Here is a 25,320-nt window from a genome sequence, read left to right as displayed (position 1 = left end):
CCATGAGCTTCATGAAAGCAGGCCGCCTGTTCCAAGCTTCGCTGCTGTTGATGTCGGCACTTGCGCTGGCCGCGTGCGGTTTCCATTTGCGCGGGAGCGTGGCGTTACCGCCATCGATGCAGAAGATCCATCTCACCGTCACCGGTGGTGGCGAGTTCCCGCGCATGCTTTCGCGCGCGCTGGAGGTTTCCGGCGTCACCGTCGAGGACAAGGGTGGTCCGGGTATTGCGGAGCTGAACGTACCGGTGGCGGCGTTTGGTACCGACTCGCTGACCAACAGTGGGTATGTGCGCATCACTGAGTATTCAGTGCACTACCAGGTGCAGTTCAACGTGGCCGGAGCCGATGGTCAAGTGCTGATACCGCAGCAGAACATCAACATGTCGCGCGAATTCAGTTACGACGCTACCGACACCATCGGCAATGCCTCGCAAATCCAGCAGATACAGCACAGCCTCAACGACGACATGGTGCAGGCGATCCTGTTCCGCCTGCAGGCCGCCGGCAAACACGGGCTGGCCGTACCGGCGAGCGCCGCCAGCACGCACTGATGCCGCTCAGTTCCGGCCAGTGGCAGAAGGCGTTGGCGGCTGACCGCCTGGCGTCGGTATACCTGCTCGCCGGCGAGGAGCTACTGGTGCTGGAGGCCGCCGACGCACTGCGCGCGCAGGCGAAGAAACTTGGCTACAGCGAACGCGAGGTGATTGACGTCACCCAGCATTTCGACTGGGATGATCTGGCGCGTTCCGCAGCCGGCATGTCGCTGTTCGCCACCCGCCGGCTGATCGACCTGCGCCTGCCTACCGGCCGCCCTGGCATCGATGGCGCCAAGGCGATCAACGCGTTCTGCGCCGATCCGCCGCCGGATGTCACCCTGTTGGTCACCGCGATGGAGTGGAGCAGCAAGCACGATGGTGCGTGGAGCAAGAAGCTCGACGCCAGCGGCACGATGGTGGTGTTCAACGCGCCACGCCCGAACGAATGGGGTGCGTGGATCGGTGCACGGCTAGCCTCGCGCGGGCTGTCCGCCACGCCCGATGCGATCGCTTTGCTCGCCGAGCGCGTCGAAGGCAACCTGCTGGCTGCCGCGCAGGAAATCGACAAGCTCGCCATCTTGCACCGGCAGGGTCGCATCGATGCGACCGAGATGGAAAATCTGGTCGCCGATAGTGCCCGCTACGATGTGTTCAAGCTCACTGATGCCGCCTTCGTCGGCGACGGCGCGCGCGCGTTGCGCATCCTCGCCGGGCTGCGTTCCGAAGGCGACGAATTGCTCGCGTTGATGGGCTGGCTGGTCAATCAACTGCAACTGGCACTGCGCCTCGCCAACGCGCATGACCTTGCGGCCCAGTTCCGCGCCGAACATCTATGGCAGGCGCGCGAGACTTTGTTCCGCCAGGCGTTGCGTCGTGCGCCGCGGGATCACTGGCTGCAATGCCTCGCTCGTGCTTCACGCATCGACCGCATGGTCAAGGGTCGTGAGACCGGCAACCCATGGCAAGAGGCCGAGCGGTTGATCGCCGCGATCGCCGAACCGCGCGCGGCCAAGGCGCTGGCATGACAATCTCCTTTCCCTGCCAGCAGGGGAGGGTCGGGGAGGGGTAAGGCTCTTGCCACAGACAACAATCAAACCGCTCGCCATCTTCGGTGGCACCTTCGACCCGGTGCATCTGGGCCACCTCAGTGTGGCGTGGGAGGCGTCCGAGCTGCTCGACGCGGAAGTGCGGCTGATGCCGGCCAGCGTGCCGCCGCATCGAGCGCCGCCGATGGCCTCGGCTGTGCAGCGTGTGGCGATGCTGCGCGCTGCGCTGCAGGGACAATCACGTCTGACGCTGGATACCCGTGAGCTGGAACGCAGCGGGCCGTCCTACACGATCGATACCCTGATCGAGCTGCGCGCGGAACAGGGCGAGCGTCCGCTGGTGCTGCTGATCGGTGCCGATGCGTTCGCCGGACTGCCGGGCTGGCATCGCTGGCGCGAGCTGTTCGAGGTGGCGCATATCGGCGTACTGAGCCGGCCGGGCGTGGAAGCCGGGTTTCCGGATGAGCTGCAGCAGGTGGTCGCAAACCGGCGCGTGCAGCATGCCGCTGCGTTGCGCCATACGGGCGCCGGCAAGCTGATCGAGCTGGCAGTCACCCCGCTGGAAATCTCTGCCACGCGCATCCGCGAACTGCTCGTTGAAGGGCGCGACCCACGCTATCTGCTGCCGGAGGGGCTGTTCGACGATCCGGGATTGTTGGCGCCATACCGTCGTTAAATCGCGAGCTGAAAGAAGTTTTCGCGAATCCCCAAGCGGACGTGAAGGCCCTTCCTGTGTCGTGCCTGATCAAACACTACTGGCCAGCTGCCCCTGCACGTCATTGATCGAATCGCGGATACGTTTGCTGAAGACCGAATCCTCGTGATGGATCAGCACCAGCCGTTCGGTGGCGCGGGTCATCGCCACGTACAGCAGGCGCGCTTCATGCGCCTCGTCTTCGCCGGCCTTGGGCATCTGGCCGAGGTGGGGAATGATCACCAGCGGGAATTCCAGACCCTTGCTGGAGTGCATGCTGATCAGCTTTACGCTGTCCTTGACCAGGAATAGTGAGCCCTTGCCACCCTTGTCGTCGGCGAGACGGCAGGCGAAATCGGCCTGTTCCAGCGCGGCGCGCAGCTTCTCGCCCTGCCAGTTGAAACGGTAGATCACCGCAATGTCATCAAGGTGACGGCCATGCGCCAGTTCGTCACGGATCTGGCTGACCAGGGTGGCGAGTTCCGCGCTGGCACTGTCAGCGCGGATCAGCTCAGGTACTGCACCGCGCCGCCCTGCACTTTCCGGTGCGATCAGCGGCACGCCATCGTCCTCACCGGCCTGCGCATCGAGCAGTTCGCTGGCGAATGCACGGGCGACCGAAAGGATCTCCAGCGTGTTGCGATAGTTGAGCTTGAGGATGGTGGTGCGACCCTGTGCCTGCACACCGAGGCTTTTCCAGGTGAACTTGCGCCGGTTGGTGCTGCTGTTGATGTTCTGCGCATCGTCATACAGCACCAGCAGCGAGTTGGTGCTGGGGTCGATCATCTGCACGATCAGTTTGTACCAGTCCGGCTCGAAATCGTGACCCTCGTCGACCAGCACCGCACCGTACTGGAAACGCGGGATCTGGCCGCGCTCGACGCCATCGATCACCCGCTGCACCATCTGTTCGAAGAAGTCCTTGCTGCCTTGCTCCGGCAGTTCGACATGGTAGGCGGTGAGCATCTTCCGGCACCACTTGTGGAAGTTGTAGACCTGCACTTTCTCGCTGAGGCCGCGCTCGCCGATCAGCTGATCTAGCCGCGCCGCCAGTGTCTTGTTGTAGCAGAGCACCAGAATCGGTTTGGACAGCTCGCGCGCCAGCTGCATCGCGCGGAAACCGAGGATCATCGTCTTGCCGGAGCCGGCAACGCCGTGGATGATCCGGTGCTCGTCACCGAGCGAACGCGCCAGCTGCTCCTGCTGCGCGTCCATTACCTTGACCAGGTCGGGGATTTCCAGCGACTTGGTCACGCCGGTCGCGCTGCTGTCGAACAGACCGAACTGGCCCTCGCCCGGCGCCACGCGGATTTCCGGAAACAGGTGCCAGCGCACCCGGTCGATCTGCGGCAGGGTCAGGGCAGTGGGGAATACCTGCGGGAACATCGCCCACAGCTTTTCCTGGAAGGCTTCGGAATCGACCGTTTCATAAATCTCGTCGCGGCAGATCGCCAGGTGCCCGGGAATCACCACTTCGAGGTCGCCATCGACGAACTGCTGGCGGCTGATGTTGGCCAGCACCACGCCGTATGCCCACGGCATCACCAGCTTGCCGGCATGACGGCTGGACGGCGGATGACGCAGTGCAGGATCGCGCTCCAGCACCACGCCGATTTCCAGTGCATACGCACGGGCCTGCAGTAGCGGGTTGTTTTCCTTGACCAGGCCGCGCTCGGTGACCAGGGTGAACTGGGTGCTGTCGGCGTGACGGATGGTGTCCGCCTTCCAGTCCTTCACCTCCAGCACCAGCATGCCGCGGCGCGGATGGAACACCACGAAATCCGGGCGCTGTTGCTTCAACCCGATCGGCACGTCGTACCACAGCAGGTAATCGTCCTCGAGTTTCTGTTCCAGTCGTTCGGAAAAGCGTTTCTCGCCGCCGGTCATGCGTGGCAGGCAACTGTTGCGGGTCGGAATGAGTGTTGCCACAGGCGCCCCTGGCTGACGTATCTAGTCGACGTTAGCCGATAGGGCGGAGCTGTCAATGCCGGGCGCAATGCAGCGGTTCCCGGACATGCTGGAGGCATGTCCGGGAACGGATCTACGCCCAGTGCTGCAACTGCTCCACTGGCACGTCCATGCGCCGGCAGGCGCGGCTGGCGATGCCGTCCTTCAGTGCGGCGCGAAAGACCGGCGCGACGGTCCACAGCGCGTGGGCCGCCAGTCGTGCCTGGCGCTGCTGCCATGGTGTGCGGCCGAGCAGTTCTGTCGCCCATTCCGGCAGCAGGGCAGCGCCGGCGTGCAGGAACAGATCGCGCGACAGTCCCGCCGCCGGTACCGGCAGACGTACCTGCGCCAGCAGTTCGAGTACCACGCGCGAGCGTTCTGTATAGGCCAGTTCGGGCTGGATGCGCTGGAAGTAGTCGTTGACGGCCTGTTCCGAGGCGGGTACCGCGCGGGCGCCCAGCGCTTCGGCAATCCGCCGCACCTCGTCGTAATAGCGATCGGCCGCATCCGCCGGAAGGGTGGCATGGCTGTAGCGGCGATAACCCTGCAGGAAGCTGTACGCCTCGGTGACATGTACCCAGGTCAGCAGCGCGGGATCGTCCGCGGCATATGGACGTCCATCTTCAGCATGGCCGGTGATGTGTGTGTGGATCTGCCGCACATGTTCGATCAGCGCCTCGGTCTGCGCGCGTGGTGCGTAGGTGGTACCACCGACAAACGCGGTGGTCCGACGCAAACGCCCGAGCAGGTCGCCGCGGAAATTGGAGTGATCCCACACGCCGGCCAACGCCAGCGGATGCAGGGTCTGCAAGGTCAGTGCGGCCAGGCCCCCGGCCAGCATGCCGGGGAAATCCGAGTGCACGCGCCAGGTCGCGCTGTCCGGCCCGAACAGGCCCGGATCGCCGTGCGGATGGTCGTAATCGATGCTGCCGGTTTGGGCGCGCGGGAAGGCGCTGAGCACCCAATGCCGGATCGCGGCGCGCAACGGGCGGATCGGTTCGCGGGCGATACGGGTGAGGAAATTCGGCGGCGAGGGCATGCGCCAAGTCTAACGTGGCTCCACGCCCATGCCGCCGATAAGGTGTTTCACGTATCCAGCGTCGCATCCAGCGTGATGGCGGCCTTGAGCACCTTGGAGACGGGACAGCCTTCTTTGGTCGCCTGTGCGATCTTTGCAAACGTGGCCGCATCCGTGCCGGGCACCTTGGCCTTGCAGGTGAGCTGCACGGCCGTGATCGAGAAGCCGTCGCCATCCTTGTCCAGCGTCACCACCGCCTTGGTATCGATGCTGTCGGCGGTGAGTCCGGCGTTGCCGAGCCCGAGCGAGAGTGCCATCGAATAGCAGCCGGCATGCGCGGCAGCAATCAATTCTTCCGGGTTGGTGCCGGGGCCGTCCTCGAAGCGGGACTTGAAGCCATACGGCGCCTCGCGCAACACGCCGGTTTCGGTCGAGATGCTGCCTTGGCCGTCCTTGATGCCGCCGGACCAGTGGGCGGATGCGGATTTCTTCATGGGATTCTCCTGCGAGACGGTAGTGGACCAGCGGGCAGTGTGGTGGTTGGCTCATGCAGGCCGCGCGAAGGGATCGGCGAGTCGGCTTCACCTCCGATTACCGCCAGCAGGCCGTATGCTTAGCGCTTGTCATGTCCGTGTCGGAGATCGCATGTCGTTTGCCATTCATCACGATCGCGCTGCGCATCGCTTCGAAACGCAGGTGGACGGCGTGCATTGCGAACTCGACTACACCCTGGTGGGTGGCGTGCTGACGATCACCCACACCGGGGTGCAGAGTGAAGTGGGCGGACGCGGCATCGCCTCGGCGCTGGTGCAGGCAGCCATGGATACGGCGCGTGCCGAAGGCTGGAAGGTGGTGCCGGCCTGTTCGTATGCCTCGGTATGGATCACGCGGCATCCGGAGTATCAGGATTTGTGCCGGTGAAACTCCCGCTATCATCGCCCTGTTGCCGGTCGCCGAGCCGGACATTTCGGAGGTTGCGTGCTTCAATGTGATGATCCATCTATGGCTACCATGACGGTGTTGCCGTTCGCGGCGTCCGCGTGGTGGTATGCATGAGCAACGCATCCCCATCCGATGATGCAAACGTAGCCGCACAGTCCCGGCCCAGGAAACGCCGTTGGCGGCCATTTCATTTCATCAAAGTCCGACCGCGAATGATCGTGTCATTGACGATCTTCATCATCACCAGTGCGTTGCTGGTGGCAGGCGGATTGCGGCCAACCATCGCGATATTGCTGGGGTTCGACTTGGGTGCCCTGGTGTTTCTGGGCATTCTGGCGCGGATGTTCAATCAGGCCTCGCCGACGAGTATGCGCAGCCAGGCGCGGGAGCAGGACACCGGGCGCTGGGGCGTCCTGTGGAGTGGCGTGGTGCTGTCGACTGTGGTGCTGGTGGCGTTGAGCAATGAGTTGCATGCGGCCAAGGCAGGCGGTGCGCTGGCGATCGGGGTCGGCGCGCTCAGCGTGGTGCTGAGTTGGCTGTTCCTCAACACCATGTTCGCGATGCACTACGCGCATGGCTTCTATGGCGATTTCGGCGACAAGCACTCCGGACTGGATTTCCCAGACACTGCAGAACCGGATTACTGGGATTTCGCCTATTTCGCGATCGTGATCGGCATGACGTTCCAGGTTTCCGACGTGCAGATCACCAGCCGTTACCTGCGTCGCGTTGCGTTGCTGCACAGCGTGATCGCGTTCTTCTTCAACGTGTTCATCATCGCGATCACGGTGAATATCGTGGCCGGGCTGGGCGGTGGCTAGGCCGGCACGATGTAACCGTCGGCAAACGGGCGGCGAATGAATCGGCGGGACGGTATCAGCGTCCTCTTTCCTTCTCTTTCAAGGGCCACTCCGATGAACGCACCCGCTGCCTTTCTTCTCGCTACTGCCATGACCTGCGGCCTGGCTACCACGGCCGTGTTTGCCCAGGACGCGATGCCCGCCAGTGCCAGCACGACGATGTCGCACGACGCCATGCAGAAGGCGCCCATGAAATCTGATTCGATGAAGTCCGGCTCGATGAAGATGGACGCATCGAAGTCGAACATGATGCACACGGACGCCATGAAGCCCGCCGCCATGAAGTCCGATGCGATGAAAAAAGACTCGATGAAGAAGGACGACAGTGCGATGAGCTCCGGCGGCTGAGAAGTCCCATGGCCGCTGGCGAAGGTGTCGCTATGGCGGCGCTCCGCCGGCGGCACTGCTTCACTTCTTCCAGACCCGGCGACAGCGGATACTTGGCATCCATCCGTTGCAGGCCATCACGCATGAACTCGCCCTTCGCCAGTCGCATCGGCATCGAGCATCCGCTGATCCAGGCGCCGATGTCCGGCTCGACGCCACCAGCCCTGGTAGCGTCCGTATCGAATGCGGGCGGACTGGGTTCGCTGGGTGCCGGTTATCTCGAGCCGCAGGCGATCCTCGATCAGGCGGCGCAGATACGCGCACTGGGCGACCAGCCTTACGCGATCGGCCTGTTCGTGCTGCCGGATGAATTCGAGGCCGACATGGCGGCCGTGGCGAAGGCGCGCGAGCAACTCGATGCGCTGATGGCGCAGGAAGGTCTCGATGTCCGCACCAACCTGCCGACACGCTGGGCGCCGCGTTTTTCCGATCAATTCGCCGCCCTGTGCGAGGCACGCCCGGCGGTGGCGAGTTTTGCATTCGGCGTGATCAGTCCGGCGCAGTTGCGCGAGCTGCGCCAGCGCGACATTTACGTGATCGGCACCGCCACCACGGTGGCCGAAGCGCGCGCCTGGGCCGAAGGCGGCGCGGATGCCGTCTGCGTGCAGGGCGCCGAGGCTGGTGGCCATCGCGGCACCTTCCTGCACGAGGCCGAGGACGCCATGATCGGCCTGTTCGCCCTGCTGCCGCTTACCGTGCGCGCGCTGGGGGATGTTCCGGTGATTGCCGCCGGCGGCATCATGGATGGCCGCGGCATGCTTGCAGCGGAAATCCTCGGTGCGGCGGCCAGCCAGCTGGGTACCGCTTTCCTTGCCTGCCCGGAATCTTCGGCGGCCGAGGCGTGGAAGCAGGATCTGCCTCGGGTCGAGGAACACCAGGTCACCACCATCCGGGGTTTCTCCGGGCGCGCCGCCCGGGGCTTGCGCAACCGTTTTGTCCAGGCCATGCCGGAAGCCGCGCAGGGACTGCCGTATCCAGTGCTGAACGCGCTCACCGCACCATTGCGCCGGGCTGCTGCTGCCGCCGGGCGGAGCGACCTGCTGTCCGAATGGTGCGGGCAGGCCGCTGGCTTGGTACGCCCTCAGCCGGCGGCCGAGCTGGTGGCGCGCCTGATGCACGAGTACCGGCTGGCCAGACGGATGCCGGCGCCCTGAGGAGCGCCCGAAGCACCCTTGACGGCAGGCGGTTATACTGCGCCCGCGCCATTTTGCGCTGCGATCACGCATTGAGGCTCCCCCTCTTGAGTACTGCCCGTACGAACAAGTCCGTCACCACGGCCACCCTGCGCAAGTCCGTCATCGACGCGCTGGAAGAATTGAAAGCCAAGGACGTTCGCGAGATCGACGTTCGCGGCAAGACCTCCATCGCCGATCTGCTGGTCATCGCCTCCGGCACCTCGGCACGCCACGTCAAATCCATCGCCGACGAAGTCAGCAAGTTCGCCAAGAAGGCGGGCGTGATGCCGCTGGGCGTGGAAGGCGAGCTGGAAGGCGAATGGGTACTGGTGGATCTGGGCGACGTGATCGTCCACGTGATGCTGCCGCGCATCCGCGAGTTCTATGGCCTGGAACGGTTGTGGACGGTGGGCGACCACGGGCACGAAGTCGATACCATGCAAGCCGGCTGAGCTGAACCTTCGGCATGCGCGCACGCCTGATCGCCGTCGGCGAACGCATGCCTGGCTGGGTCGCCGAGGGCTTCGCCGAATACCGCAAGCGGCTCTCGCACGAGCTGCCGCTGGAACTGATCGAACTGAAACCCGGTATTCGCGGCAAAGGTCGCGACGATGCGCGGGCGATCCAGGACGAAGGCGCGGCGATCCTCGCCGCCTTGCCACACGACATCCACGTGGTCGCGCTCGATGGGCGCGGCAAGACCTGGTCCAGCGAAGAGCTGGCCGAACAACTGGCGCGCTGGCGCATGGCTGGACGTGATCTGGCGTTCCTGATCGGTGGTCCGGACGGCCACGCAGCCGACGTGCTGGCGCGTGCCGACCAGCGCTGGTCACTCGGCCCGCTGACCCTGCCGCACATGCTGGTGCGGCTGGTACTGGCCGAGCAGTTGTATCGTGCTACCACGATCATGGCCGGACATCCTTATCATCGGGCCTGATCACTGACCTGCCCAAGGAACTCACTCGTCATGTCCTTCCAGATCCGGCAAGCCACGATTCTCGACCTCGACACGCTGGCACCGCTGTTCGACGGCTATCGCCAGTTCTATGGCCAGCCGGCTGATCTGGCGCGGGCGCACGACTTTCTGGCGGAACGCTTCCGGCATCACGAGTCGCTGATCCTGCTGGCGCGCGACGAACACGGCGGCGGACTCGGCTTCACCCAGCTCTATCCACTGTTTTCCTCGGTGCGCACTGTACGCACGTGGCTGCTCAACGACCTATTTGTGGTGTCATCGGCACGTCGGCAGGGGGTAGCCGCGGCGCTGCTCACGGCGGCGGCGGAACATGCGCGGGCGTTGGGTGCAGCCAGCCTCTCGCTGTCGACCGCGCTGGACAACGCACCGGCGCAGGCCTTGTACGAATCGCTCGGCTGGCAACGCGACCGGCAGTTCTGCGAGTACGGCCTCACGCTTTGATCGCCGCTATGCTTGTGACTGCTTGCTGATCCGGTATCCCGAATGCTTTATCTCGCCTCGCAGTCGCCGCGTCGTCGCCAGTTGCTGGAGCAGATCGGGGTGGATTTCAGCGTGCTCGATGTCGACGTGCTCGAGCAACGCATGCGCGGTGAGTCGCCGCACGACTATGTGAGCCGGGTAGCGCGCGACAAGGCATGTGCCGGATTGGCCAGTCTGGATCATGCCAATCAGGATCAGGCCAATCAGAATCGGGCCAATCAGAATCGGGCCAGCGATGCCATCGTGCTCGGCGCCGATACCGAAGTGGTGCTGGACGACGAAGTGTTCGGCAAGCCGCAGGATGCGGACGATGCTGCCGCGATGCTGCGCCGCCTGTCCGGTCGCACGCACGAGGTGATCTCGGTGGTATGGCTGGTCGGCGCCGCACGCGAGGAGTGTGCGGTGTGCATATCGCAGGTACGTTTCGCGCCGTTGGACGAGTCGACCGTCGCCACTTATGTAGCCACTGGCGAGCCGTTCGGCAAGGCCGGTGCATATGCGATCCAGGGGCGCGGTGCGGCGTTGGTCGAGCATCTGCAGGGCAGCTATTCCGGCGTAATGGGCTTGCCGGTATTCGAGACTGCGCGACTGCTGCGTGATTTCAACGCACCGGCGGCGTGAGCTTCAGCCGGACAGGTGCGCCACCACAAACCACGCCACCACCGCCAGCAGGTTGTTTATGCCGTGGGCCAACACGCCTGGCCAGATCGATCTCGAGCGCAGCCGCAGCCACGCCAGCAGCAACGCCAGCAACAGCAGGTCCGGTAGCCCGAACCATTGCCATTGCAGGCCCGGCAGGTGCACCAGCGCAAACATCAGCGAACTGATCGCCACCGCCCAGCCCGCCCCCCAGCGTTGCAGCAGGGTCGACAGCAGCACGCCGCGGAACAGCAATTCCTCCACCACGGGCCCCAGGCTCACCACGATCAACACCAGAGGAATCCGCCATGCCAGCGGGGTGTTGGCGCCAAGTTGCTGGATGTCCTGGCTTACTGTCTGTCCGTTTGCGAACAACTGGGTCAGCTGTGCCCCAAGCAGCGGTGCGGCCACACCGACCACGATGGCCAGCGCGATATACAGCAGCCGTGACGGCCTCACGAAACCGAATCCCGGTGGCTGTGCCAGCGACCAAAGATGTGACCAGCGACGCTGGGCCAGCAGCAGGATCGATGACGCGGCCAGACCCAGCGTGAGCATTACCAGCAACGCCTGCATGCCAGGTTGTTCCAGCATGGTGTTGATGCCATTGCCGACCTGGGTCATACCCTGGTTCAGGTGAACGAAGCCCAGGGTCACAGCGAGGATCAGCGCGAGCAGGGTGCTGCCGAAGGCCTGCAGGACGAAATACAGCACGATCAATCCCAGCGCAGTCCACAGGTTGGGCGCACGCGTGGTGGCGGCCGACACGAGTGGTGCCGGCGGTATCGCAGGTGGCAGCAGAGAAGTGTCGGTATACATGGCATCCATGGTGAAGCTGATCCTGGGCGAGCGCGAAGTTCCTTTGACCAGAAGACACACGCGACGTTCATCGTAGCCAAGCTAGCTGGGTGCTGACTGCTGACGCAATCGGCTGATCGGCACGGTTGTCACGATAATCATCGTTGCCGGCGGCGGCTTGCAGCGGCGGATCATCCCGGTAACATCGGGACACTGATCTGATCAGGGGACATCGATGACAATCGATTTTGGCAGGACTGCCAGTGATTACGCGCGCCATCGCGCAGGTTTTCCGGACGCTTTCTTCGAGCGCCTGTTTGTTGACGGCACGCTGCAGAAGGGCAACCACGTGCTGGATCTGGGCACCGGCACAGGTACCGTCGCCCGCGGATTGGCCATACGTGGTTGCGAGGTGACCGCCCTGGATCATTCCGCCCCGTTGCTGGCGGAGGCTGCCGAACTCGATCGCAAGGCGGGTGTGCAGGTGAAGCAGGTACGCGCGCGGGTCGAGAATGCCGATTTCCCGCCGGCATCGTTCGACGTGATCACTGCCGGACAATGCTGGCACTGGTTCGAGCGGCAGCGCACGGCGGCGCTATCACGCGGCTGGCTGAAACCTGGCGGCCGACTGGTGATTGCACACTTCGACTGGCTGCCGCTGAACGGCAACATGGTGCAGGACACCGAGCGGTTGATCCTTGCCTGCAACCCCGGCTGGACCCTGCACAGTGGCAGTGGCCTGTACCCGGCGTGGCTGAAAGATGTTGCCGAGGCCGGCTTCACCGACCTGCGCACGTATTCGTTCGATCTCGATGTGCCCTACAGCCACGCAGACTGGCGTGGCCGCATCCGCGCCTGCGCCGGCATCGGCGCGGTGCTGGACAAGGCCAAGGTGCAGCGCTTCGACAGCGAGCTGGCCAAGATGCTGGCTACCCGCCATGCAGTGGAACCGATGGCGGTACCGCATCGCGTGTGGGTACTGAGTGCGGTGGCGCCTGGCCTGCTTGTCTGATCCCGAAGTGGCAGCGTGTCAGCCGAGCACCAGTACGCGAAAGACGCCGATGCCGGCCATCACGAGCGCTGCCACCCAGCCGATCATGCTGACTGCAAAGCCAGGGCCACGCTTGCCCGCATCCTGCAGATAGGCCAGCGCATACCACACGCGCCCGACGATCCAGACCAGTCCCGCTATGCCCGCCCAGCCACTGAAGCCGTAACTGGCGGCCAGCCACAGCGTGGGCAGGAACATGACGGTGCTTTCCAGCGTATTCATCTGCACTCGGTAGGCGCGTTCGAACGCCGGGTCGCCACTGATCGCTGGTGCCTTGATGTTGTACTTGCTGCGGGCGTGGCCCACGGCCCACATGGTGCCGAATAGCAGCAAGACGGTGAGCAGGGTAACCAGGGCAGGCAGATGGGTCATGGCGGATCCTCGGGAAAGATCGCCTACTGTAGCCGCAGCGCACGGTTGGCGTGATCCCGGTCGAGGCGCTATCGTCGCGGTGCGGCACCGGGGCGAGGTGCATCAATCTGCGAGGGGCGTATGGATTGGCAGAAAGGTGGCAGCAGCGACAACGTCGAAGTCGACAGTGGCAACGGTGGTGGCGGAGGTGGAGGTTTCGGCGGCGGCCGCATGGGGCTGGGCGGGCTGATCGTGCTGGCGATCCTGGGCTGGGTCTTCTTCAAGAATCCGCTGGCACTGTTGAATCAGGGTGGCACCCAGTCGAACGTGCCCGCGCAGAGTGCGCCGGTGCAGATCGATCCACAGCAGAAAGCGTTTGTCAGCGCGATCCTGCATTCGACCGAGCAGACCTGGGGCGAGATCTTTCAGGCGAAGGGGATGACCTATGTCGATCCCAAGCTGCACCTGTTCAGCGGTGGCGTGAACACGGCCTGTGGTGGCGCCACGACCGCGGTGGGACCGTTCTACTGCCCGGGTGATCAGAAGGTTTATCTGGACGTGGCGTTCTTCCAGCAACTGCAGGATGAGCTGCATTCTTCCGGTGATTTCGCCCGCGCTTATGTGATCGCGCATGAGGTAGGTCATCACGTGCAGAAACTGACCGGCGTGTTCGACAAGGTCCAACAGTTGCAGCGCCAGGGGCAGCCGATGGATGGCGCAGATGGCCTGTCCGTGCGGCAGGAGCTGCAGGCGGACTGCTATGCCGGCGTGTGGGCGAACCACAGCCAGAAGGATCTGAACTGGCTGCAGCCCGGTGATATCGAGTCGGCACTCAACGCGGCCAGCCATATCGGTGACGACACCTTGCAGCAGCAGGCGCAGGGACGGGTGCGGCCGGATACGTTCACCCATGGCACTTCGGCGCAGCGGGTGAAGTGGTTCAAGACCGGCTTCAGCAGCGGCGACATGGACCAGTGCAACACGTTTGCCGGCGAACCGTAGAAAAGTTCGGCGTTGGTGAAGATAAGGCCTGCCACATGGCCGGCCTTTTACGCTCTAGACTCCGCAGGCTGCGTGCCTCGGGGTGCGCCATGGTCAGCTTGATGAAACATCCCTGTCTGCGTTGCGGTGTCTGCTGCGCCTTCTTCCGCGTGTCATTCCACTGGTCGGAGGCGGATGCATCGCTGGGTGGATGCGTGCCACCGGAGCTCACCGAGAAGCTGGATCCGCACCGATTGGTGATGCTCGGCACCGATGAGGCGCAGCCACGCTGCGTGGCGCTGCAGGGCACGCTCGGTGTGGCGGCGCATTGCGGCATCTATGCGCGGCGGCCGTCGGTATGCCGCGAAGTGCAGCCATCGTGGGAGTTCGGCACGAGCAGCCCGCAATGCGACAAGGCACGGCTTGCACATGGGTTGGCGCTGCTGACGCCGCAGGACTGGCTCGAGCCGTTCGATACCGACACGCCGCTGCCGCAGATCGCCTGAGCGCCGCTGTCGGCGTCATATCTGCTCAATCGAACCGATAGATATCCATCGCCAGCAGGCCCATGTCGATGCCTGCATCGATCCGTTGTGCATGGGCTTTTGCACCGGCCGCGCCCAACGCCACGAACAGCGGCAGCAGATGTTCGTCGGTGGGATGCGCACGTTCGGCGAACGGTGCCTGTCGGCGGTAATCGAGCAACGCAGCGATGTCGCCGACGGCAAGCTTCTGCTCGATCCAGTCGATGAACGGCTTCACATACGGCGCCTGCCGTTCGTCGCTGTAGCCAGCGCGTAGGTCGTGCAGGTTGTGGGTGATGCTACCTGAGCCGATCACCAGCACACCCTCGTCGCGCAATGGCGCCAGCGCCTGCCCCAGCGCGTACTGATGCGCTGGGCCGAGCTCGGGCTGGATCGAAATCGGCACCACCGGAATATCTGCCGCCGGATACAGCAAGCGCAGCGGCACCCAGGCGCCATGATCCAGTCCGCGTTCGGGATCGGCGATCGGCGTCAGGCCCGCGTGATCCAGCAACTGCATGACGCTCTCGGCCAGTGCGGGCGCGCCAGGGGCCGGATAGCGCAGCTGATACAGCACAGCGGGAAAGCCACCGAAATCATGGATGGTCTCGAGAGCGGCCGAACTGCCAACCAGTGGCCGCCGTGACAGCCAGTGCGCGCTGGCCATCACGATCGCCCGCGGGCGCGGCAGCACGGCGGCCAGCTCGGCCAGCCGCTCACCGGTGAGGCCGGGTTGCAGCGCGGTCATCGGCGAGCCGTGCGAGATGTACAGACTGGGCAGGGTGGTCATGGCGCTACACATTGACGAAGGTGACCCATGAAGTATGGGCGCCAATGAGTTTTTCAGCAGTGCGCGCTGGAAACATGCTGTTGCCCGATCGAAACGACCGGGCAATCCAGGCAGGACGCTTGCGGATTACTTGTGCGGCGGTTTCCCACCACCGTGCCGCGGCTTGAACCCCCCAGGCTTGGGGCCGCCGGGTTTGAATCCGCCGGGCTTCTTGAAGCCGCCCGGCTTGTGCGCTGGCGGGGCATTGCCGGCGTCGGTGTCGTTGCCGTCCCACTCATGGATACGCAATTGCTGCTGCACCACCCAGACCTTCTTCAGATGCTCGAACACTTCCTTCGGCATGCCATCGGGCAGGTCGATCAGGCTGTAGTGGTCGCGGATGCTGAGGCGGCCGATGAAACTGCTTTCCAGTCCGGCTTCGTTGGCGATCGCGCCGACGATGTTGCCTGGCTTCACGCCGTGCTCGTGACCTACCTCGATGCGGTAGGTGCGCTTGCCTTCTTCGGTGGCATGCGCGCGTGCCGGGCGATGGCCGAAGTCGCGCGGCGGCGCATTCTCTTGTGCGCCGTGCTCGCGTGGCCGATGTTCATGCGGCCTGGCCTCGCGGGCGGGACGGCTCGCCGCACCCTCGCGCTCGAACGACGGACGGCGCTCGCTGCTGGTGCGTTCGCGCGGTGCCGCGCGCTCGACGCGCTCGCGCGAGGCGGGTTCGTATTTCTCGCGTTTCGGCGGCGGTGCCAGCAGCAACGGCTGATCGCCCTGCGCGATGCGCGCCAGTGCGGCGGCAATCTCGAGCGCCGGCACGTTGTGCTCCTGCTCGTACTGTTCGATCAGCTGCTGGAACTGGCCGAGGTTGCCCTGCGCCAGCATGTCGCTGATGCGCTGCTTGAACTTGCCGATGCGCACGTCGTTGACTACCTCGACCGACGGCAACTGCATCTGCTCGATCGGCTGGCGGGTGGCACGCTCGATCGCGTTCAGCATGCCGCGCTCGCGCGGGCTGACGAACAGGATCGCATCACCGGCGCGGCCGGCGCGGCCGGTACGGCCAATGCGGTGCACGTAGCTTTCGGTGTCGTAGGGAATGTCGTAATTGAACACGTGGCTGATGCGATCCACGTCGAGGCCACGCGCGGCCACGTCGGTGGCGACCAGGATGTCCAACTTGCCATCCTTCAGCTGCTGGATCACGCGCTCGCGCTGTGGCTGGGCGATATCACCGTTGATCGCGGCAGCGGCCAGGCCGCGTGCCTGCAGTTTGCCGGCCAGTTCCTCGGTAGCCTGCTTGGTGCGCGCGAAGATGATCATCGCGTCGAACGGTTCGGCTTCCAGGATGCGCGTCAATGCATCGAGCTTGTGCATGCCGCTGACAAACCAGTAGCGCTGGCGAATGTTCGGCGCGGTGGTGGTGGAGGACTTGATCGTGACCTCGACCGGATCCTTCAGGTGGCGCTGTGCGATCTTGCGGATGACGCTGGGCATGGTCGCGGAAAACAGCGCGACCTGACGCTCGGGTGGCGTTGCCTGCAGCACCTTCTCGACGTCGTCGATGAAGCCCATGCGCAGCATCTCGTCGGCTTCGTCGAGCACCAGGTACTTCAGTTCGGACAGATCCAGCGTGCCCTTGTCCATGTGGTCGATCACGCGACCGGGCGTGCCGACCACGACGTGCACGCCGCGCTTGAGCGAGTGCAACTGCGGGCCGTAACTCTGGCCGCCGTAGATCGGCAGTACCTGGAAACCGGGGATGTGTGCGGCGTAGCGCTGGAACGCTTCGGCGACCTGGATCGCCAGTTCGCGCGTAGGCGCCAACACCAGCGCCTGCGGCTTGCCGGCGCGTGGGTTGATCCGCGACAGGATCGGCAGCGCGAACGCGGCGGTCTTGCCGGTGCCGGTTTGCGCCTGGCCCAGCACGTCACGGCCTTCCATCAGTGGCGGGATCGTGGCGGCCTGGATCGGCGAGGGCGATTCATAGCCGACATCGGCCAGGACGCGCAGAACGTCGGGGTGCAGAGCGAGTGCGCCAAAGCCGGACGGGACCGGGGCGTTGTCGGAAACGGGGGATGACATGGGAACCTCGGGAACAGAGAGCAGCACCGGGAATGCGGCGCGCAAGCCGTGCATTCTACCAGTCCGCGCGCCTGCGCGCCGCCGTGCTGGCTGAACACGATGCCGCGGCTGCGCGCGGTTATGCTTTGGGGCGGATACATGGATGGCGACAGGCATGCTCGAAACGATCTCCGAACAGCGGCTGCATGGCGGTGTGCAGGGCTTTTACCGGCATTACTCAGAAGCCTGCGCCGGCCCGATGCGCTTTGCGGTCTATCAGCCGCCGCAGGCCACGCAGCAGCGTTGCCCGGTGCTGTACTTCCTGGCGGGGCTGACCTGCACCGAGGAAACCGCCACGCTCAAGGCCGGCGCGCAGAGGCTGGCTGCGGAGCTGGGCATGGTGCTGGTGATGCCCGATACCAGCCCGCGTGCCACCGGCATCGACGGCGCCACCGGCGACTGGGAGTTCGGCGAAGGCGCCGGCTTTTACCTCGATGCGACCGAGGCGCCGTGGTCGTCACGGTTTCGCATGCACAGCTACGTGGCGGACGAGTTGCCGGCACTGATCGCCGCGCATTTTCCGGTGGATGCGCAGCGCAGCAGTATCTGCGGTCACTCGATGGGCGGTCATGGCGCGTTGACGATCGCGCTGAAGCACCCAGCACGTTATCGCTCGGTGTCGGCCTTTGCGCCGATCGTGGCGCCGAGCCAGGTACCGTGGGGTCTGAAGGCGCTGCCGCGTTATCTCGGATCCGACCCGCAGGCGTGGGCCGATGTCGACGCCTGCGCATTGGTGCAGCGGCAGACCTTTCCCGGCACGATTCTGATCGACCAGGGCGAGGCCGACCCGTTTCTCGAAGCCCAGCTGAAACCCGAACTGTTCGATCAGGCCTGCGCGGAAGCGGGCCAGGCCTTGCTGCTGCGCCGGCATCCCGGTTACGACCACAGCTACTGGTTCATCACCAGCTTTATCGACGATCACCTGCGCCATCACGCTGCAGCGCTGGGGTTGCTCTGAGTATCGCGATGACCGCTTACGGCGTCTGAGCGCAATGCGGCGACGGGATCCGGGCCCCACATACAAACGTGGCGGCCATCAGGCCGCCACGTTTGGCATAGCTCGAATAATCGCTCAGGCCTTGGCGGCCGGTCGCGAATTCGAGCGGCGGCGCTGGTTGCCGGCGGCGTGGTCGCCACGACCCTGCGGCGCATAGCCACTCGGTCGGGCCGAACCGGACGGCTTGCCCTGGCGCGGCGCGCGCGATTGACGCTGCCCACCACCATTGCCACCACCACCTTGCTTCGGGCGCGGTGCACCGGCATCCAGGCGCAGCGGGGTGGACGGCTCGTAACCGGCAATCGGCGTGATCGCAATGTCCTGCTTGAGCAGTTTGCGGATGTCATGCAACAGGCCGGACTCGTCGTGGCTGACCAGCGACACCGCCAGGCCTTCCATGCCGGCACGGCCAGTACGGCCGATGCGATGCACATAGTCTTCGGCTACGGATGGCAGGTCGAAATTGATCACGATCGGCAGCTGCTCGATATCGATGCCGCGCGCGGCGATATCAGTGGCCACCATCACGGTGATGCGGCCGCTCTTGAAGTCGCTCAGTGCGCGGGTACGCGCGTTCTGGCTCTTGTTGCCGTGGATCGCGGCGGTACGCAGGCCGGAGGCATTCAGGAACGTCACCAGCTTGTCGGCGCCATGCTTGGTGCGGCTGAACACCAGCGACTGGCGGCGGCTGTCGGCCGACAGCAGGTGCAGCAGCAGATCGCGCTTGCGCGAGGTGTCGACCGGGTGCACCTGATGGCTGACCAGGGTGGCGACCGCGTTCGGCGTCGAGACCGAGATCTCGCGCGGGTTGTGCATGAACTCCATCGCCAGCGTCTTGATCGCCGGTGCGAAGGTGGCCGAGAACAGCAGCGTCTGGCGCTTCTTCGGCAGCGCGACGAGGATGCGCTTCAGTGCCGGCAGGAAGCCCATGTCGAGCATGCGGTCGGCTTCATCCAGGATCAGTGTTTCCACGCCGGACAGGTCCAGCGTGCGCTGCTGCATGTGGTCCATCAAGCGACCGGGGGTGGCGATGACGATATCCACGCCGCGACGCAGTGCGTTGATCTGCGGGCCCATGCTGACGCCGCCGAAGATGGTGGTGGCGCTGACCTGCATGTGCTTGCCGTAGTCGCGCAGGTTCTCATGTACCTGGGCGGCCAGCTCGCGGGTCGGGGTCAGCACCAGCGCACGCGGGCGACGGGTCATGGTCTGGCCGCTGGTGGACAGCTTCTGCAGCAGCGGCAGTGCGAAAGCGGCGGTTTTGCCGGTGCCGGTCTGGGCAGCAGCAAGCAGGTCGTGACCTTCCAGCGCCGGCGGAATCGCGGCGGTCTGGATCGGGGTAGCCTGGGTGTAGCCGTAATCGGCAAGCGCACGCAACAACGCGGGCGCAAGGCCCAGCGAATCGAAAGACATGTAACACTCCTGAGCAACCCGGAGTGTTCATACCGTGTTGCAAACTTGGGGAAAGGGCGGCGGTGTGCCGCAGCAGTCAGAGCGACTGCGCTGACAAGTATAGCAGGACATTGGCACGATGCCTGCCTTTGCGGAGGTGAACCTGAACAGAGGCACGTCGACCGCGACGGAATGCCTGTCAGGACAACGCTCGTGCCACGATCAGGTAACTGTTGAACGGCGTACGCCCTCGCAATGGTTCGATACGCACGTCGAGCCCGGCGTTTTCCAGCGGTACACGCAATTCGCCGGCCGTCGGATAGTGCTGAGCGCCATCGGGAATCCAGCCGGATGTGCGCAGGAAAAATTCCCCCAGCCGGGTGACATGGAAGCGCCAGTTCGGTTCGCGCAACACGTTGCGGATGATAAGACAGCCTTGTGGTGCCAGGTGTCGGATCGCCGCCTGCAGCAGCGCAGGCTGCCGCTCGGCTGGCAGGTAGTGCAGCACGTCGAGCAAGGCGACGTGGCCGTGCAGCGCGGGAAGTTCGGCCGCATCGGCATGGCGCAAGGTCATCGTCGCATTCAGTCCGGCGCGTTGTGCAGCGCGTTGTGCGGCCGCGATCTTGCGTTCGTCATGATCAAGTCCGACGTAGGGCTGTCGATGGCCTTCCGCGCTCAGATACTGTCCGAGCAGGCCGATCCCGCAGCCAAGATCGAGCAACGGCAGCTGTGTGTCGGCAATCGCCGCGACCGTGGCGGCATAGACTGGATCGTTGGCCAACTTGCCCATGACATAGCCGCGCTGCAGCCGGCTGTCATACAGCTTGGCGATCCGTGCGCACGTGGTTCGATCCATCCGGGTTCCACATATCGAGGGCGCAGAAAGTCAGCCTAGGTCATCGGATGCCTGCGTGTCATGCATGGCAGTTGCGCGCCTTGAGCATGCCATGCATACGATAGCGACGATTTGCCGGTCCTGTCCGAGGAGCTCCAGATGTCATTGCTTGCACCCTTGCGTGAACTTGACACCACCCAGCGGCATACCGTGCTGGCAAGTTTCCTCGGCTGGACGCTGGATGCATTCGACTACTTCCTGCTGACCTTCGTCATTGTCGCTGTATCGAAGGAATTCGGCGTGGACAATGCCAAGGTCACCTACGGCCTGTTCCTGACCCTGGCCGCGCGGCCGCTGGGTGCGATGCTGTTCGGACGGCTGGCCGATCGCTTCGGCCGGCGCCCGATCCTGATGCTGGACGTGATCCTGTTCTCGCTGTTCGAGCTGGCCACCGCGTTCTCGACCTCACTTACGATGCTGCTGGTGTTGCGCTTCCTGTTCGGTATCGCGATGGGTGGCGAGTGGGGCATCGGTGCCTCGCTCGCGATGGAGTCGATCCCGGCCAAGTCGCGCGGACTGATTTCCGGTCTGCTGCAGAGTGGTTACCCCTGTGGGTTTTTCCTCGCCGCGCTGGCGAACTGGCTGCTGTTCGATCACATCGGCTGGCGCGGGCTTTTCGTGGTCGGCGCCGTACCGGCGCTGCTGGTGCTGTACATCCGCCGCAGCGTGCCCGAGTCGCCGGTGTGGCAGAGCGGTCAGGCGCAGCAGCAGAAGACGGGCGTGCTTGAATCCATGCGCGGTCACTGGAAGCTGGCGATCTATCTGATGCTGTTGATGGCGGCCTTCAACATGTTCAGCCATGGCTCGCAGGACATGTATCACACCTTCGAGGAAGTGAACCTGCACCTGGATACCAGCTCCGGTGCGGCCTTCATGCTGGTCGCACTGCTCAATCTCGGTGCGCTGGTCGGCGGTTTGTTCTTCGGTGGATTGTCCGAGCGGATCGGTCGGCGCAAGGCGATGATCATTGCCGCGCTGCTCGCGATCCCGGTGATTCCATTATGGACCTACGGCGGCTCGTTGCTGCTGCTCGGCCTCGGTGCGTTCCTGATCCAGGTGATGGTGCAGGGCGCATGGGGCGTGGTGCCAACGCATCTCAACGAACTCTCGCCGGGTTCGATGCGCGCCACCTTGCCGGGGTTTGCCTATCAGATGGGCAACCTGCTGGCGGCCGGCACGGCCACGGCGCAGACCTGGATCGCTCATTGGCGCGGCGGTGACTATGCCTTCGCGATGTCGCTGTGGATTGCCGTGGTCGCGGTGATCCTGGCGCTGCTGGTGTGGCTGGGTCCGGAAGCGCGCGGGCTGGATTTCGAGAAGACGCGGCCATGATCCGGATGCACTGATAGAATTGCGTTCTTTACTTCTTCGAGAGACAGGCAATGAAGGCTGGCAAGGACAAGGTCATCGCGATCCACTACACGCTGACGGTGGACGGCGAGAAGGTTGAGAGCTCGCATGACAACGACGAGCAGTTGTGGATCCTGCTTGGCCACGGTCAGCTGATCCCGGGTCTCGAAACGGCGCTGGAAGGCCATGAGGCTGGCGAGACGCTGCAGGTCGAGGTGGCGGCGGCCGATGGCTATGGCGAACGCCAGGAAGACCAGATCCAGCGCATGTCGAAAAAGTATTTTCCGCAGGCCAGCCGCCTCAAGGCCGGCATGGTTACCGTGCTTAAGCTGAAGGATGGTAACCAGCGCGCGGTGACGGTGCACAAGGTCGGCATGAGCGCGATCGACGTCGACCTGAACCATCCGATGGCTGGAAAGACGCTCAACTTCGACGTGGTCATCAACGATGTGCGCGATGCCACCGAGGAAGAGGTGGTGCATGGTCACGCGCATCCGCCGGGTGCTGAAGCGCACTGAGTCTGAGTACATTCGTAAACAACAACGGCGCCTGCGGGCGCCGTTGTTTGTTGTGGTTTCGCAGGGCTGCTGCATGGAGAATCGGGTGAAGGCAGCTTTGCCTCGTAGTTCCATCTACACACTACACACAGGTGGCTCTCAACACCGGGTAGGCTTGCAATAGTATTTCGTGAAGCGGTTTGGTCGAAGTCAGGCCGGATCAACACGGGGTTAGTGACGCAAGGGGAAACGGATGTTTGGTTACTACCTCGAACTGGCTGTGCGCAGCCTTAGGCGCAGCCCTGGCCTCACGGCACTGATGATTCTGTCGATCGGCTTCGGCGTAGCGGCGTCGATGACAACGTATTCGGTATTCCGAGGCCTGTCCGGCGATCCGATCCCATGGAAGTCGTCACGGCTGTTCATGCCACAGATCGACTCGTGGGGGCCCGGCGACCGCTTCCATGACGAGCCCCCCGATGCACTGGACTACGCCGATGCGATGGCGCTGATGCGTCAACATCGGGCCACCCGGCAATCGGCGATTTATCCGATTGGACCGTCGCTGATGCCGACCAACACAGGCCGGAACCGCGGCCCGGTCGAACTCGATGGCTATGCGGTCTACAGCGAATTCTTCCCCATGCTGGATGTGCCGTTTCATTACGGCAATGGCTGGAGTGTCGACGACGATGTCAGTCAGTTGCCGGTGGCGGTGATCAGCGACAAGCTCAACCAGCAGGTTTTCGGTGGCGGCAACAGCGTCGGCAAGACGATCGATATCGACAACCACGACTATCGTATCGTCGGCGTCATGCGCGACTGGAATCTGCAGCCGCGCTTCTTCGATATCGAAGGTGGCTACTACAGTGTCGACGGCCCCGACGTGTTCCTGTCGTTCCGGCACTCGGTGGCGATCAATATGATCAACGCGGGCTGGGACGGTTGCAGGAAGGGCGCGAGCGATCCTCAAGGCGATTTCGTCGGACTGCAAAACTCCGATTGCGTATGGATCGCCTATATGGCCGAACTTGATGATGTCGCAGCCGTACAACGGTATCGGCAATATCTCGATGATTATGCAAGCGAGCAGCAAAAGGCCGGTCGCTTCCGCTGGGCGCCGAACAATCGTCTGCGCGACGTGCCGGCGTTTCTCGATCACGAGCACATCGTACCCAGCGACACCAAGGTCTCGCTGCTGGTAGCGCAGGGCCTGTTGATTGTGTGCCTTGTGAATACGGTTGGCTTGCTGCTGGCCAAGTTCCTGCGTCGAAGCGGCGAGATCGCCGTGCGACGCGCGCTGGGTGCATCGCGCAAGGCCATTTATGCGCAATTCCTAACCGAGGCAGGCGTGATTGGGGTTGGCGGCGGCGTCCTGGGGTTGCTGTTTACGATCATGGGCGTGTTCAGTGTCGACCAGGTCTTGCCAGCGTCATACGCTGTGCTGGCGAGGATCGACCCCAGCTTACTCTTGCTCACGCTGCTGCTTGCCGTGACCGCCACTTTGGTTGCAGGCGTTTACCCCACCTATCGTGCCTCGCGTGTACAGCCCGCGTGGCAGTTGAAAGCATCGTGAGGATCACGCCATGACCGTTCATCCGATCGTGGCCGCATTGCGGCGACACAAGGCTGCCGTGCTGCTGATCGTGCTGCAAATCGCGCTGACGCTGGCGATCGTCGCCAATGCGATCTTCATCATCGGTCAGCGTATCGAGCGAATGGATCGCCCGACCGGTGCCGATGAGAACGGTCTGATCTGGATTTTGCAGGGATGGCCAGCGGCGCCTGCCGGCGATGATGCCGCCACCATCGAGCAGCTCGATGCCCTGCAGCGTACGGATCTCGCTACGTTACGGAGCCTGCCTGATGTGCAGGATGTTGCCGCATCGACAAGCATCCCCTTGCTGAGCGGGTATACGACCGGCGATATCACCCTCAATGCGGATCAGAAAGGGTTATCCGTGCATGCGGCCTATTATTACTGCGACCAGCACTTGCGGCCCACCTTGGGCCTGCAACTGATCGCCGGCCGCGACTTCGACGCCAGCGAGATCCGACATGGACGCGCTCACGCCGACTCACCCGTCATCATCGTGAGCAAACCCGTGGCCGATGCACTCTTTCCGAACGGCGATGCGCTCGGCCAGACGGTGTATCAGGATGATGGCAAGCCATCATCCATCGTGGGCATCGTCGAACGCTTGCAGACACCGAGGAGGTCGGAGAGCACCTGGGCCTTCAACTCGGTGCTGGAGCCGTTCCGCGATGATGAAAGCTGGTCAGGCTATGTGGTGCGTGCGCGGCCGGGGCGCGTACAAGCGGCGATGCGTGAAGTGCGCCAGGCACTGTTCGCAGTCAACCCGATGCGCCTCATGCCAGGACCCTTGGGCGGGATCCACGCGTTTACCGAAATGCGCGCCCGGGCTTATCGGTCGGATCGTGGTATGGCGCTGCTGATGAGCGTGATTTGCGTCATTCTTCTGAGTGTTACCGCCGCAGGTATCGTCGGCCTGACCAGTTTCTGGGTGGGTCAACGAACCCGGCAGATCGGCGTGCGGCGTGCACTCGGTGCCCGCAGGATCGACATCCGGCGTTACTTTCAGATTGAGAACCTGCTGATCGCCGGTGGTGGCGTGGTAGCCGGCGCGCTGTTTGCCTTTGGTCTCAACGAATGGTTGATGACGCATTACGAGATGACGCGTCTTCCGTTGCGCTACGTAGGCATAGGCGTACTTGCCATGCTCGCGCTCGGTCAGGCGGCGGTGCTGGTACCGGCGCGCCGTGCTTCCAACGTGCCGCCGGTGGTGGCGACACGGTCGGTTTGAACTCGGCAGCTCCATGCCCTGGCCACAGAGGGGATTCCATGCGTTTGGCATTCGCCTGCT

28 protein-coding genes are annotated in these 25,320 nt (G+C 63.9%); 18 read left to right on the top strand and 10 right to left on the bottom strand.

Going from position 1 to position 25,320, the window contains the following annotated elements; all coding sequences use genetic code 11:
• Positions 1-2: 2 nt before the first annotated feature.
• Genes lptE through nadD form a run of 3 tightly spaced genes read left to right on the top strand, consistent with a single transcriptional unit; the run spans position 3 to position 2,258 of the window.
• Entirely contained in the window at positions 3-551 is a 549-nt protein-coding gene (lptE, locus tag GSQ75_RS06680; protein WP_158753673.1) for an LPS assembly lipoprotein LptE, read from the top strand.
• Entirely contained in the window at positions 551-1,561 is a 1,011-nt protein-coding gene (gene holA / locus GSQ75_RS06675; protein WP_158753672.1) for a DNA polymerase III subunit delta, read from the top strand. The genes lptE and holA overlap by 1 nt, the downstream gene beginning before the upstream one ends.
• Before the next feature lie 49 nt (positions 1,562-1,610).
• Entirely contained in the window at positions 1,611-2,258 is a 648-nt protein-coding gene (nadD, locus tag GSQ75_RS06670; protein WP_158753671.1) for a nicotinate-nucleotide adenylyltransferase, read from the top strand.
• A gap of 69 nt (positions 2,259-2,327) precedes the next feature.
• On the opposite strand, the gene GSQ75_RS06665 is transcribed toward nadD, so the two are convergent.
• From GSQ75_RS06665 to GSQ75_RS06655, 3 genes are all read right to left on the bottom strand, one after another.
• On the bottom strand, positions 2,328-4,205 hold the full coding sequence (locus GSQ75_RS06665) for a 3'-5' exonuclease (RefSeq protein WP_158753670.1): 1,878 nt from the start codon (positions 4,203-4,205) through the stop codon (positions 2,328-2,330).
• 112 nt (positions 4,206-4,317) lie between these two features.
• On the bottom strand, positions 4,318-5,262 hold the full coding sequence (locus GSQ75_RS06660) for an oxygenase MpaB family protein (protein WP_158753669.1): 945 nt from the start codon (positions 5,260-5,262) through the stop codon (positions 4,318-4,320).
• A 47-nt stretch (positions 5,263-5,309) separates the two neighbouring features.
• Entirely contained in the window at positions 5,310-5,735 is a 426-nt protein-coding gene (locus GSQ75_RS06655) for an OsmC family protein (RefSeq protein ID WP_158753668.1), read from the bottom strand.
• Between the two features lie 151 nt (positions 5,736-5,886).
• Here GSQ75_RS06655 and GSQ75_RS06650 point away from each other — a divergent pair, with 151 nt between their 5' ends.
• A complete protein-coding gene (locus tag GSQ75_RS06650; protein ID WP_158753667.1) occupies positions 5,887-6,162 on the top strand; it encodes a GNAT family N-acetyltransferase in 276 nt (91 codons plus the stop codon).
• A gap of 233 nt (positions 6,163-6,395) precedes the next feature.
• Complete coding sequence (locus tag GSQ75_RS06645) at positions 6,396-7,004, top strand: DUF1345 domain-containing protein (protein WP_254058459.1); 609 nt, start codon at positions 6,396-6,398, stop codon at positions 7,002-7,004.
• Here the strand turns inward: GSQ75_RS06645 and GSQ75_RS06640 are convergent.
• Positions 7,001-7,447: a hypothetical protein gene (locus GSQ75_RS06640; protein WP_158753665.1), complete on the bottom strand. Its 447-nt coding sequence runs from the start codon at positions 7,445-7,447 to the stop codon at positions 7,001-7,003. The two genes, GSQ75_RS06645 and GSQ75_RS06640, sit on opposite strands and share 4 nt — an antisense overlap.
• Positions 7,448-7,513: 66 nt before the next feature.
• Between GSQ75_RS06640 and GSQ75_RS06635 the strand changes: the two genes are divergently transcribed.
• The 5 genes from GSQ75_RS06635 (at position 7,514) to GSQ75_RS06615 (ending at position 10,682) form a co-directional block, all read left to right on the top strand.
• Positions 7,514-8,584 (top strand): nitronate monooxygenase, encoded by a 1,071-nt coding sequence (locus GSQ75_RS06635; protein ID WP_158753664.1) that lies wholly within the window; start codon positions 7,514-7,516, stop codon positions 8,582-8,584.
• A gap of 86 nt (positions 8,585-8,670) precedes the next feature.
• Complete coding sequence (gene rsfS / locus GSQ75_RS06630) at positions 8,671-9,057, top strand: ribosome silencing factor (protein WP_158753663.1); 387 nt, start codon at positions 8,671-8,673, stop codon at positions 9,055-9,057.
• 14 nt (positions 9,058-9,071) lie between these two features.
• Entirely contained in the window at positions 9,072-9,542 is a 471-nt protein-coding gene (gene rlmH / locus GSQ75_RS06625) for a 23S rRNA (pseudouridine(1915)-N(3))-methyltransferase RlmH (protein ID WP_158753662.1), read from the top strand.
• Between the two features lie 30 nt (positions 9,543-9,572).
• Positions 9,573-10,022: a GNAT family N-acetyltransferase gene (locus tag GSQ75_RS06620; RefSeq protein WP_158753661.1), complete on the top strand. Its 450-nt coding sequence runs from the start codon at positions 9,573-9,575 to the stop codon at positions 10,020-10,022.
• Between the two features lie 42 nt (positions 10,023-10,064).
• Positions 10,065-10,682 carry a Maf family protein gene (locus GSQ75_RS06615; protein ID WP_158753660.1) on the top strand — a complete coding sequence of 206 codons (618 nt, stop codon included), beginning with the start codon at positions 10,065-10,067 and terminating at the stop codon, positions 10,680-10,682.
• Between the two features lie 3 nt (positions 10,683-10,685).
• Here the strand turns inward: GSQ75_RS06615 and GSQ75_RS06610 are convergent, their stop codons facing one another.
• Positions 10,686-11,528, bottom strand: a complete 843-nt coding sequence (locus tag GSQ75_RS06610; protein WP_158753659.1) for a CPBP family intramembrane glutamic endopeptidase — start codon at positions 11,526-11,528, stop codon at positions 10,686-10,688.
• A gap of 205 nt (positions 11,529-11,733) precedes the next feature.
• Between GSQ75_RS06610 and GSQ75_RS06605 the strand changes: the two genes are divergently transcribed.
• Positions 11,734-12,510: a class I SAM-dependent methyltransferase gene (locus tag GSQ75_RS06605; RefSeq protein ID WP_158753658.1), complete on the top strand. Its 777-nt coding sequence runs from the start codon at positions 11,734-11,736 to the stop codon at positions 12,508-12,510.
• Between the two features lie 18 nt (positions 12,511-12,528).
• Here the strand turns inward: GSQ75_RS06605 and GSQ75_RS06600 are convergent, their stop codons facing one another.
• Positions 12,529-12,921 (bottom strand): MAPEG family protein, encoded by a 393-nt coding sequence (locus tag GSQ75_RS06600; RefSeq protein WP_158753657.1) that lies wholly within the window; start codon positions 12,919-12,921, stop codon positions 12,529-12,531.
• Between the two features lie 120 nt (positions 12,922-13,041).
• Here GSQ75_RS06600 and GSQ75_RS06595 point away from each other — a divergent pair, with 120 nt between their 5' ends.
• Positions 13,042-13,902: a neutral zinc metallopeptidase gene (locus GSQ75_RS06595; protein ID WP_158753656.1), complete on the top strand. Its 861-nt coding sequence runs from the start codon at positions 13,042-13,044 to the stop codon at positions 13,900-13,902.
• A gap of 101 nt (positions 13,903-14,003) precedes the next feature.
• Positions 14,004-14,387, top strand: a complete 384-nt coding sequence (locus GSQ75_RS06590; protein WP_158753655.1) for a YkgJ family cysteine cluster protein — start codon at positions 14,004-14,006, stop codon at positions 14,385-14,387.
• Between the two features lie 25 nt (positions 14,388-14,412).
• Here GSQ75_RS06590 and GSQ75_RS06585 read toward each other — a convergent pair whose 3' ends face one another.
• Positions 14,413-15,195: a class III extradiol ring-cleavage dioxygenase gene (locus GSQ75_RS06585; protein WP_158753654.1), complete on the bottom strand. Its 783-nt coding sequence runs from the start codon at positions 15,193-15,195 to the stop codon at positions 14,413-14,415.
• A gap of 126 nt (positions 15,196-15,321) precedes the next feature.
• Positions 15,322-17,265 (bottom strand): DEAD/DEAH box helicase, encoded by a 1,944-nt coding sequence (locus GSQ75_RS06580; RefSeq protein WP_158753653.1) that lies wholly within the window; start codon positions 17,263-17,265, stop codon positions 15,322-15,324.
• A 154-nt stretch (positions 17,266-17,419) separates the two neighbouring features.
• On the opposite strand from GSQ75_RS06580, the gene fghA reads away from it, so the two are divergent.
• Entirely contained in the window at positions 17,420-18,262 is an 843-nt protein-coding gene (gene fghA / locus GSQ75_RS06575; RefSeq protein ID WP_216840618.1) for an S-formylglutathione hydrolase, read from the top strand.
• Positions 18,263-18,376: 114 nt separating this feature from the next.
• Here the strand turns inward: fghA and GSQ75_RS06570 are convergent, their stop codons facing one another.
• Positions 18,377-19,714: a DEAD/DEAH box helicase gene (locus GSQ75_RS06570; RefSeq protein WP_158753651.1), complete on the bottom strand. Its 1,338-nt coding sequence runs from the start codon at positions 19,712-19,714 to the stop codon at positions 18,377-18,379.
• 178 nt (positions 19,715-19,892) lie between these two features.
• A complete protein-coding gene (locus GSQ75_RS06565) occupies positions 19,893-20,549 on the bottom strand; it encodes a class I SAM-dependent methyltransferase (RefSeq protein WP_158753650.1) in 657 nt (218 codons plus the stop codon).
• Between the two features lie 138 nt (positions 20,550-20,687).
• Between GSQ75_RS06565 and GSQ75_RS06560 the strand changes: the two genes are divergently transcribed.
• From GSQ75_RS06560 to GSQ75_RS06545, 4 genes are all read left to right on the top strand, one after another.
• The gene (locus GSQ75_RS06560) at positions 20,688-21,920 is read left to right on the top strand and encodes an MFS transporter (RefSeq protein WP_158753649.1); all 1,233 of its coding nucleotides are present in this window, start codon (positions 20,688-20,690) and stop codon (positions 21,918-21,920) included.
• A 50-nt stretch (positions 21,921-21,970) separates the two neighbouring features.
• Entirely contained in the window at positions 21,971-22,456 is a 486-nt protein-coding gene (locus GSQ75_RS06555) for a peptidylprolyl isomerase (protein ID WP_158753648.1), read from the top strand.
• 232 nt (positions 22,457-22,688) lie between these two features.
• Positions 22,689-24,011: an ABC transporter permease gene (locus GSQ75_RS06550; RefSeq protein WP_158753647.1), complete on the top strand. Its 1,323-nt coding sequence runs from the start codon at positions 22,689-22,691 to the stop codon at positions 24,009-24,011.
• A gap of 10 nt (positions 24,012-24,021) precedes the next feature.
• Positions 24,022-25,260, top strand: coding sequence for an FtsX-like permease family protein (locus GSQ75_RS06545; RefSeq protein WP_158753646.1), 1,239 nt, complete (start codon positions 24,022-24,024; stop codon positions 25,258-25,260).
• Positions 25,261-25,320: the final 60 nt, after the last annotated feature.

Origin of the sequence: Dyella sp. S184 (assembly GCF_009766065.1) — a bacterium.
In the GTDB taxonomy this organism is placed as follows: domain Bacteria; phylum Pseudomonadota; class Gammaproteobacteria; order Xanthomonadales; family Rhodanobacteraceae; genus Rhodanobacter.
The sequence above is the reverse complement of the archived record's forward strand: the minus strand, read 5'-3'. Positions and strand labels throughout refer to the sequence as shown.

Bases quoted from the DNA above. Each gene is read 5' to 3' on its own strand.
- lptE (WP_158753673.1), top strand. From the start codon at position 3: ATGAGCTTCATGAAAGCAGGCCGCCTGTTCCAAGCTTCGCTGCTGTTG.
- holA (WP_158753672.1), top strand. From the start codon at position 551: ATGCCGCTCAGTTCCGGCCAGTGGCAGAAGGCGTTGGCGGCTGACCGC.
- GSQ75_RS06660 (WP_158753669.1), bottom strand. From the start codon at position 5,262: ATGCCCTCGCCGCCGAATTTCCTCACCCGTATCGCCCGCGAACCGATC.
- GSQ75_RS06655 (WP_158753668.1), bottom strand. From the start codon at position 5,735: ATGAAGAAATCCGCATCCGCCCACTGGTCCGGCGGCATCAAGGACGGC.
- GSQ75_RS06650 (WP_158753667.1), top strand. From the start codon at position 5,887: ATGTCGTTTGCCATTCATCACGATCGCGCTGCGCATCGCTTCGAAACG.
- GSQ75_RS06645 (WP_254058459.1), top strand. From the start codon at position 6,396: ATGATCGTGTCATTGACGATCTTCATCATCACCAGTGCGTTGCTGGTG.
- GSQ75_RS06635 (WP_158753664.1), top strand. From the start codon at position 7,514: ATGAACTCGCCCTTCGCCAGTCGCATCGGCATCGAGCATCCGCTGATC.
- rlmH (WP_158753662.1), top strand. From the start codon at position 9,072: ATGCGCGCACGCCTGATCGCCGTCGGCGAACGCATGCCTGGCTGGGTC.
- GSQ75_RS06620 (WP_158753661.1), top strand. From the start codon at position 9,573: ATGTCCTTCCAGATCCGGCAAGCCACGATTCTCGACCTCGACACGCTG.
- GSQ75_RS06615 (WP_158753660.1), top strand. From the start codon at position 10,065: ATGCTTTATCTCGCCTCGCAGTCGCCGCGTCGTCGCCAGTTGCTGGAG.
- GSQ75_RS06610 (WP_158753659.1), bottom strand. From the start codon at position 11,528: ATGGATGCCATGTATACCGACACTTCTCTGCTGCCACCTGCGATACCG.
- GSQ75_RS06605 (WP_158753658.1), top strand. From the start codon at position 11,734: ATGACAATCGATTTTGGCAGGACTGCCAGTGATTACGCGCGCCATCGC.
- GSQ75_RS06600 (WP_158753657.1), bottom strand. From the start codon at position 12,921: ATGACCCATCTGCCTGCCCTGGTTACCCTGCTCACCGTCTTGCTGCTA.
- GSQ75_RS06595 (WP_158753656.1), top strand. From the start codon at position 13,042: ATGGATTGGCAGAAAGGTGGCAGCAGCGACAACGTCGAAGTCGACAGT.
- GSQ75_RS06590 (WP_158753655.1), top strand. From the start codon at position 14,004: ATGAAACATCCCTGTCTGCGTTGCGGTGTCTGCTGCGCCTTCTTCCGC.
- GSQ75_RS06585 (WP_158753654.1), bottom strand. From the start codon at position 15,195: ATGACCACCCTGCCCAGTCTGTACATCTCGCACGGCTCGCCGATGACC.
- GSQ75_RS06580 (WP_158753653.1), bottom strand. From the start codon at position 17,265: ATGTCATCCCCCGTTTCCGACAACGCCCCGGTCCCGTCCGGCTTTGGC.
- fghA (WP_216840618.1), top strand. From the start codon at position 17,420: ATGCTCGAAACGATCTCCGAACAGCGGCTGCATGGCGGTGTGCAGGGC.
- GSQ75_RS06570 (WP_158753651.1), bottom strand. From the start codon at position 19,714: ATGTCTTTCGATTCGCTGGGCCTTGCGCCCGCGTTGTTGCGTGCGCTT.
- GSQ75_RS06565 (WP_158753650.1), bottom strand. From the start codon at position 20,549: ATGGATCGAACCACGTGCGCACGGATCGCCAAGCTGTATGACAGCCGG.
- GSQ75_RS06560 (WP_158753649.1), top strand. From the start codon at position 20,688: ATGTCATTGCTTGCACCCTTGCGTGAACTTGACACCACCCAGCGGCAT.
- GSQ75_RS06555 (WP_158753648.1), top strand. From the start codon at position 21,971: ATGAAGGCTGGCAAGGACAAGGTCATCGCGATCCACTACACGCTGACG.
- GSQ75_RS06550 (WP_158753647.1), top strand. From the start codon at position 22,689: ATGTTTGGTTACTACCTCGAACTGGCTGTGCGCAGCCTTAGGCGCAGC.
- GSQ75_RS06545 (WP_158753646.1), top strand. From the start codon at position 24,022: ATGACCGTTCATCCGATCGTGGCCGCATTGCGGCGACACAAGGCTGCC.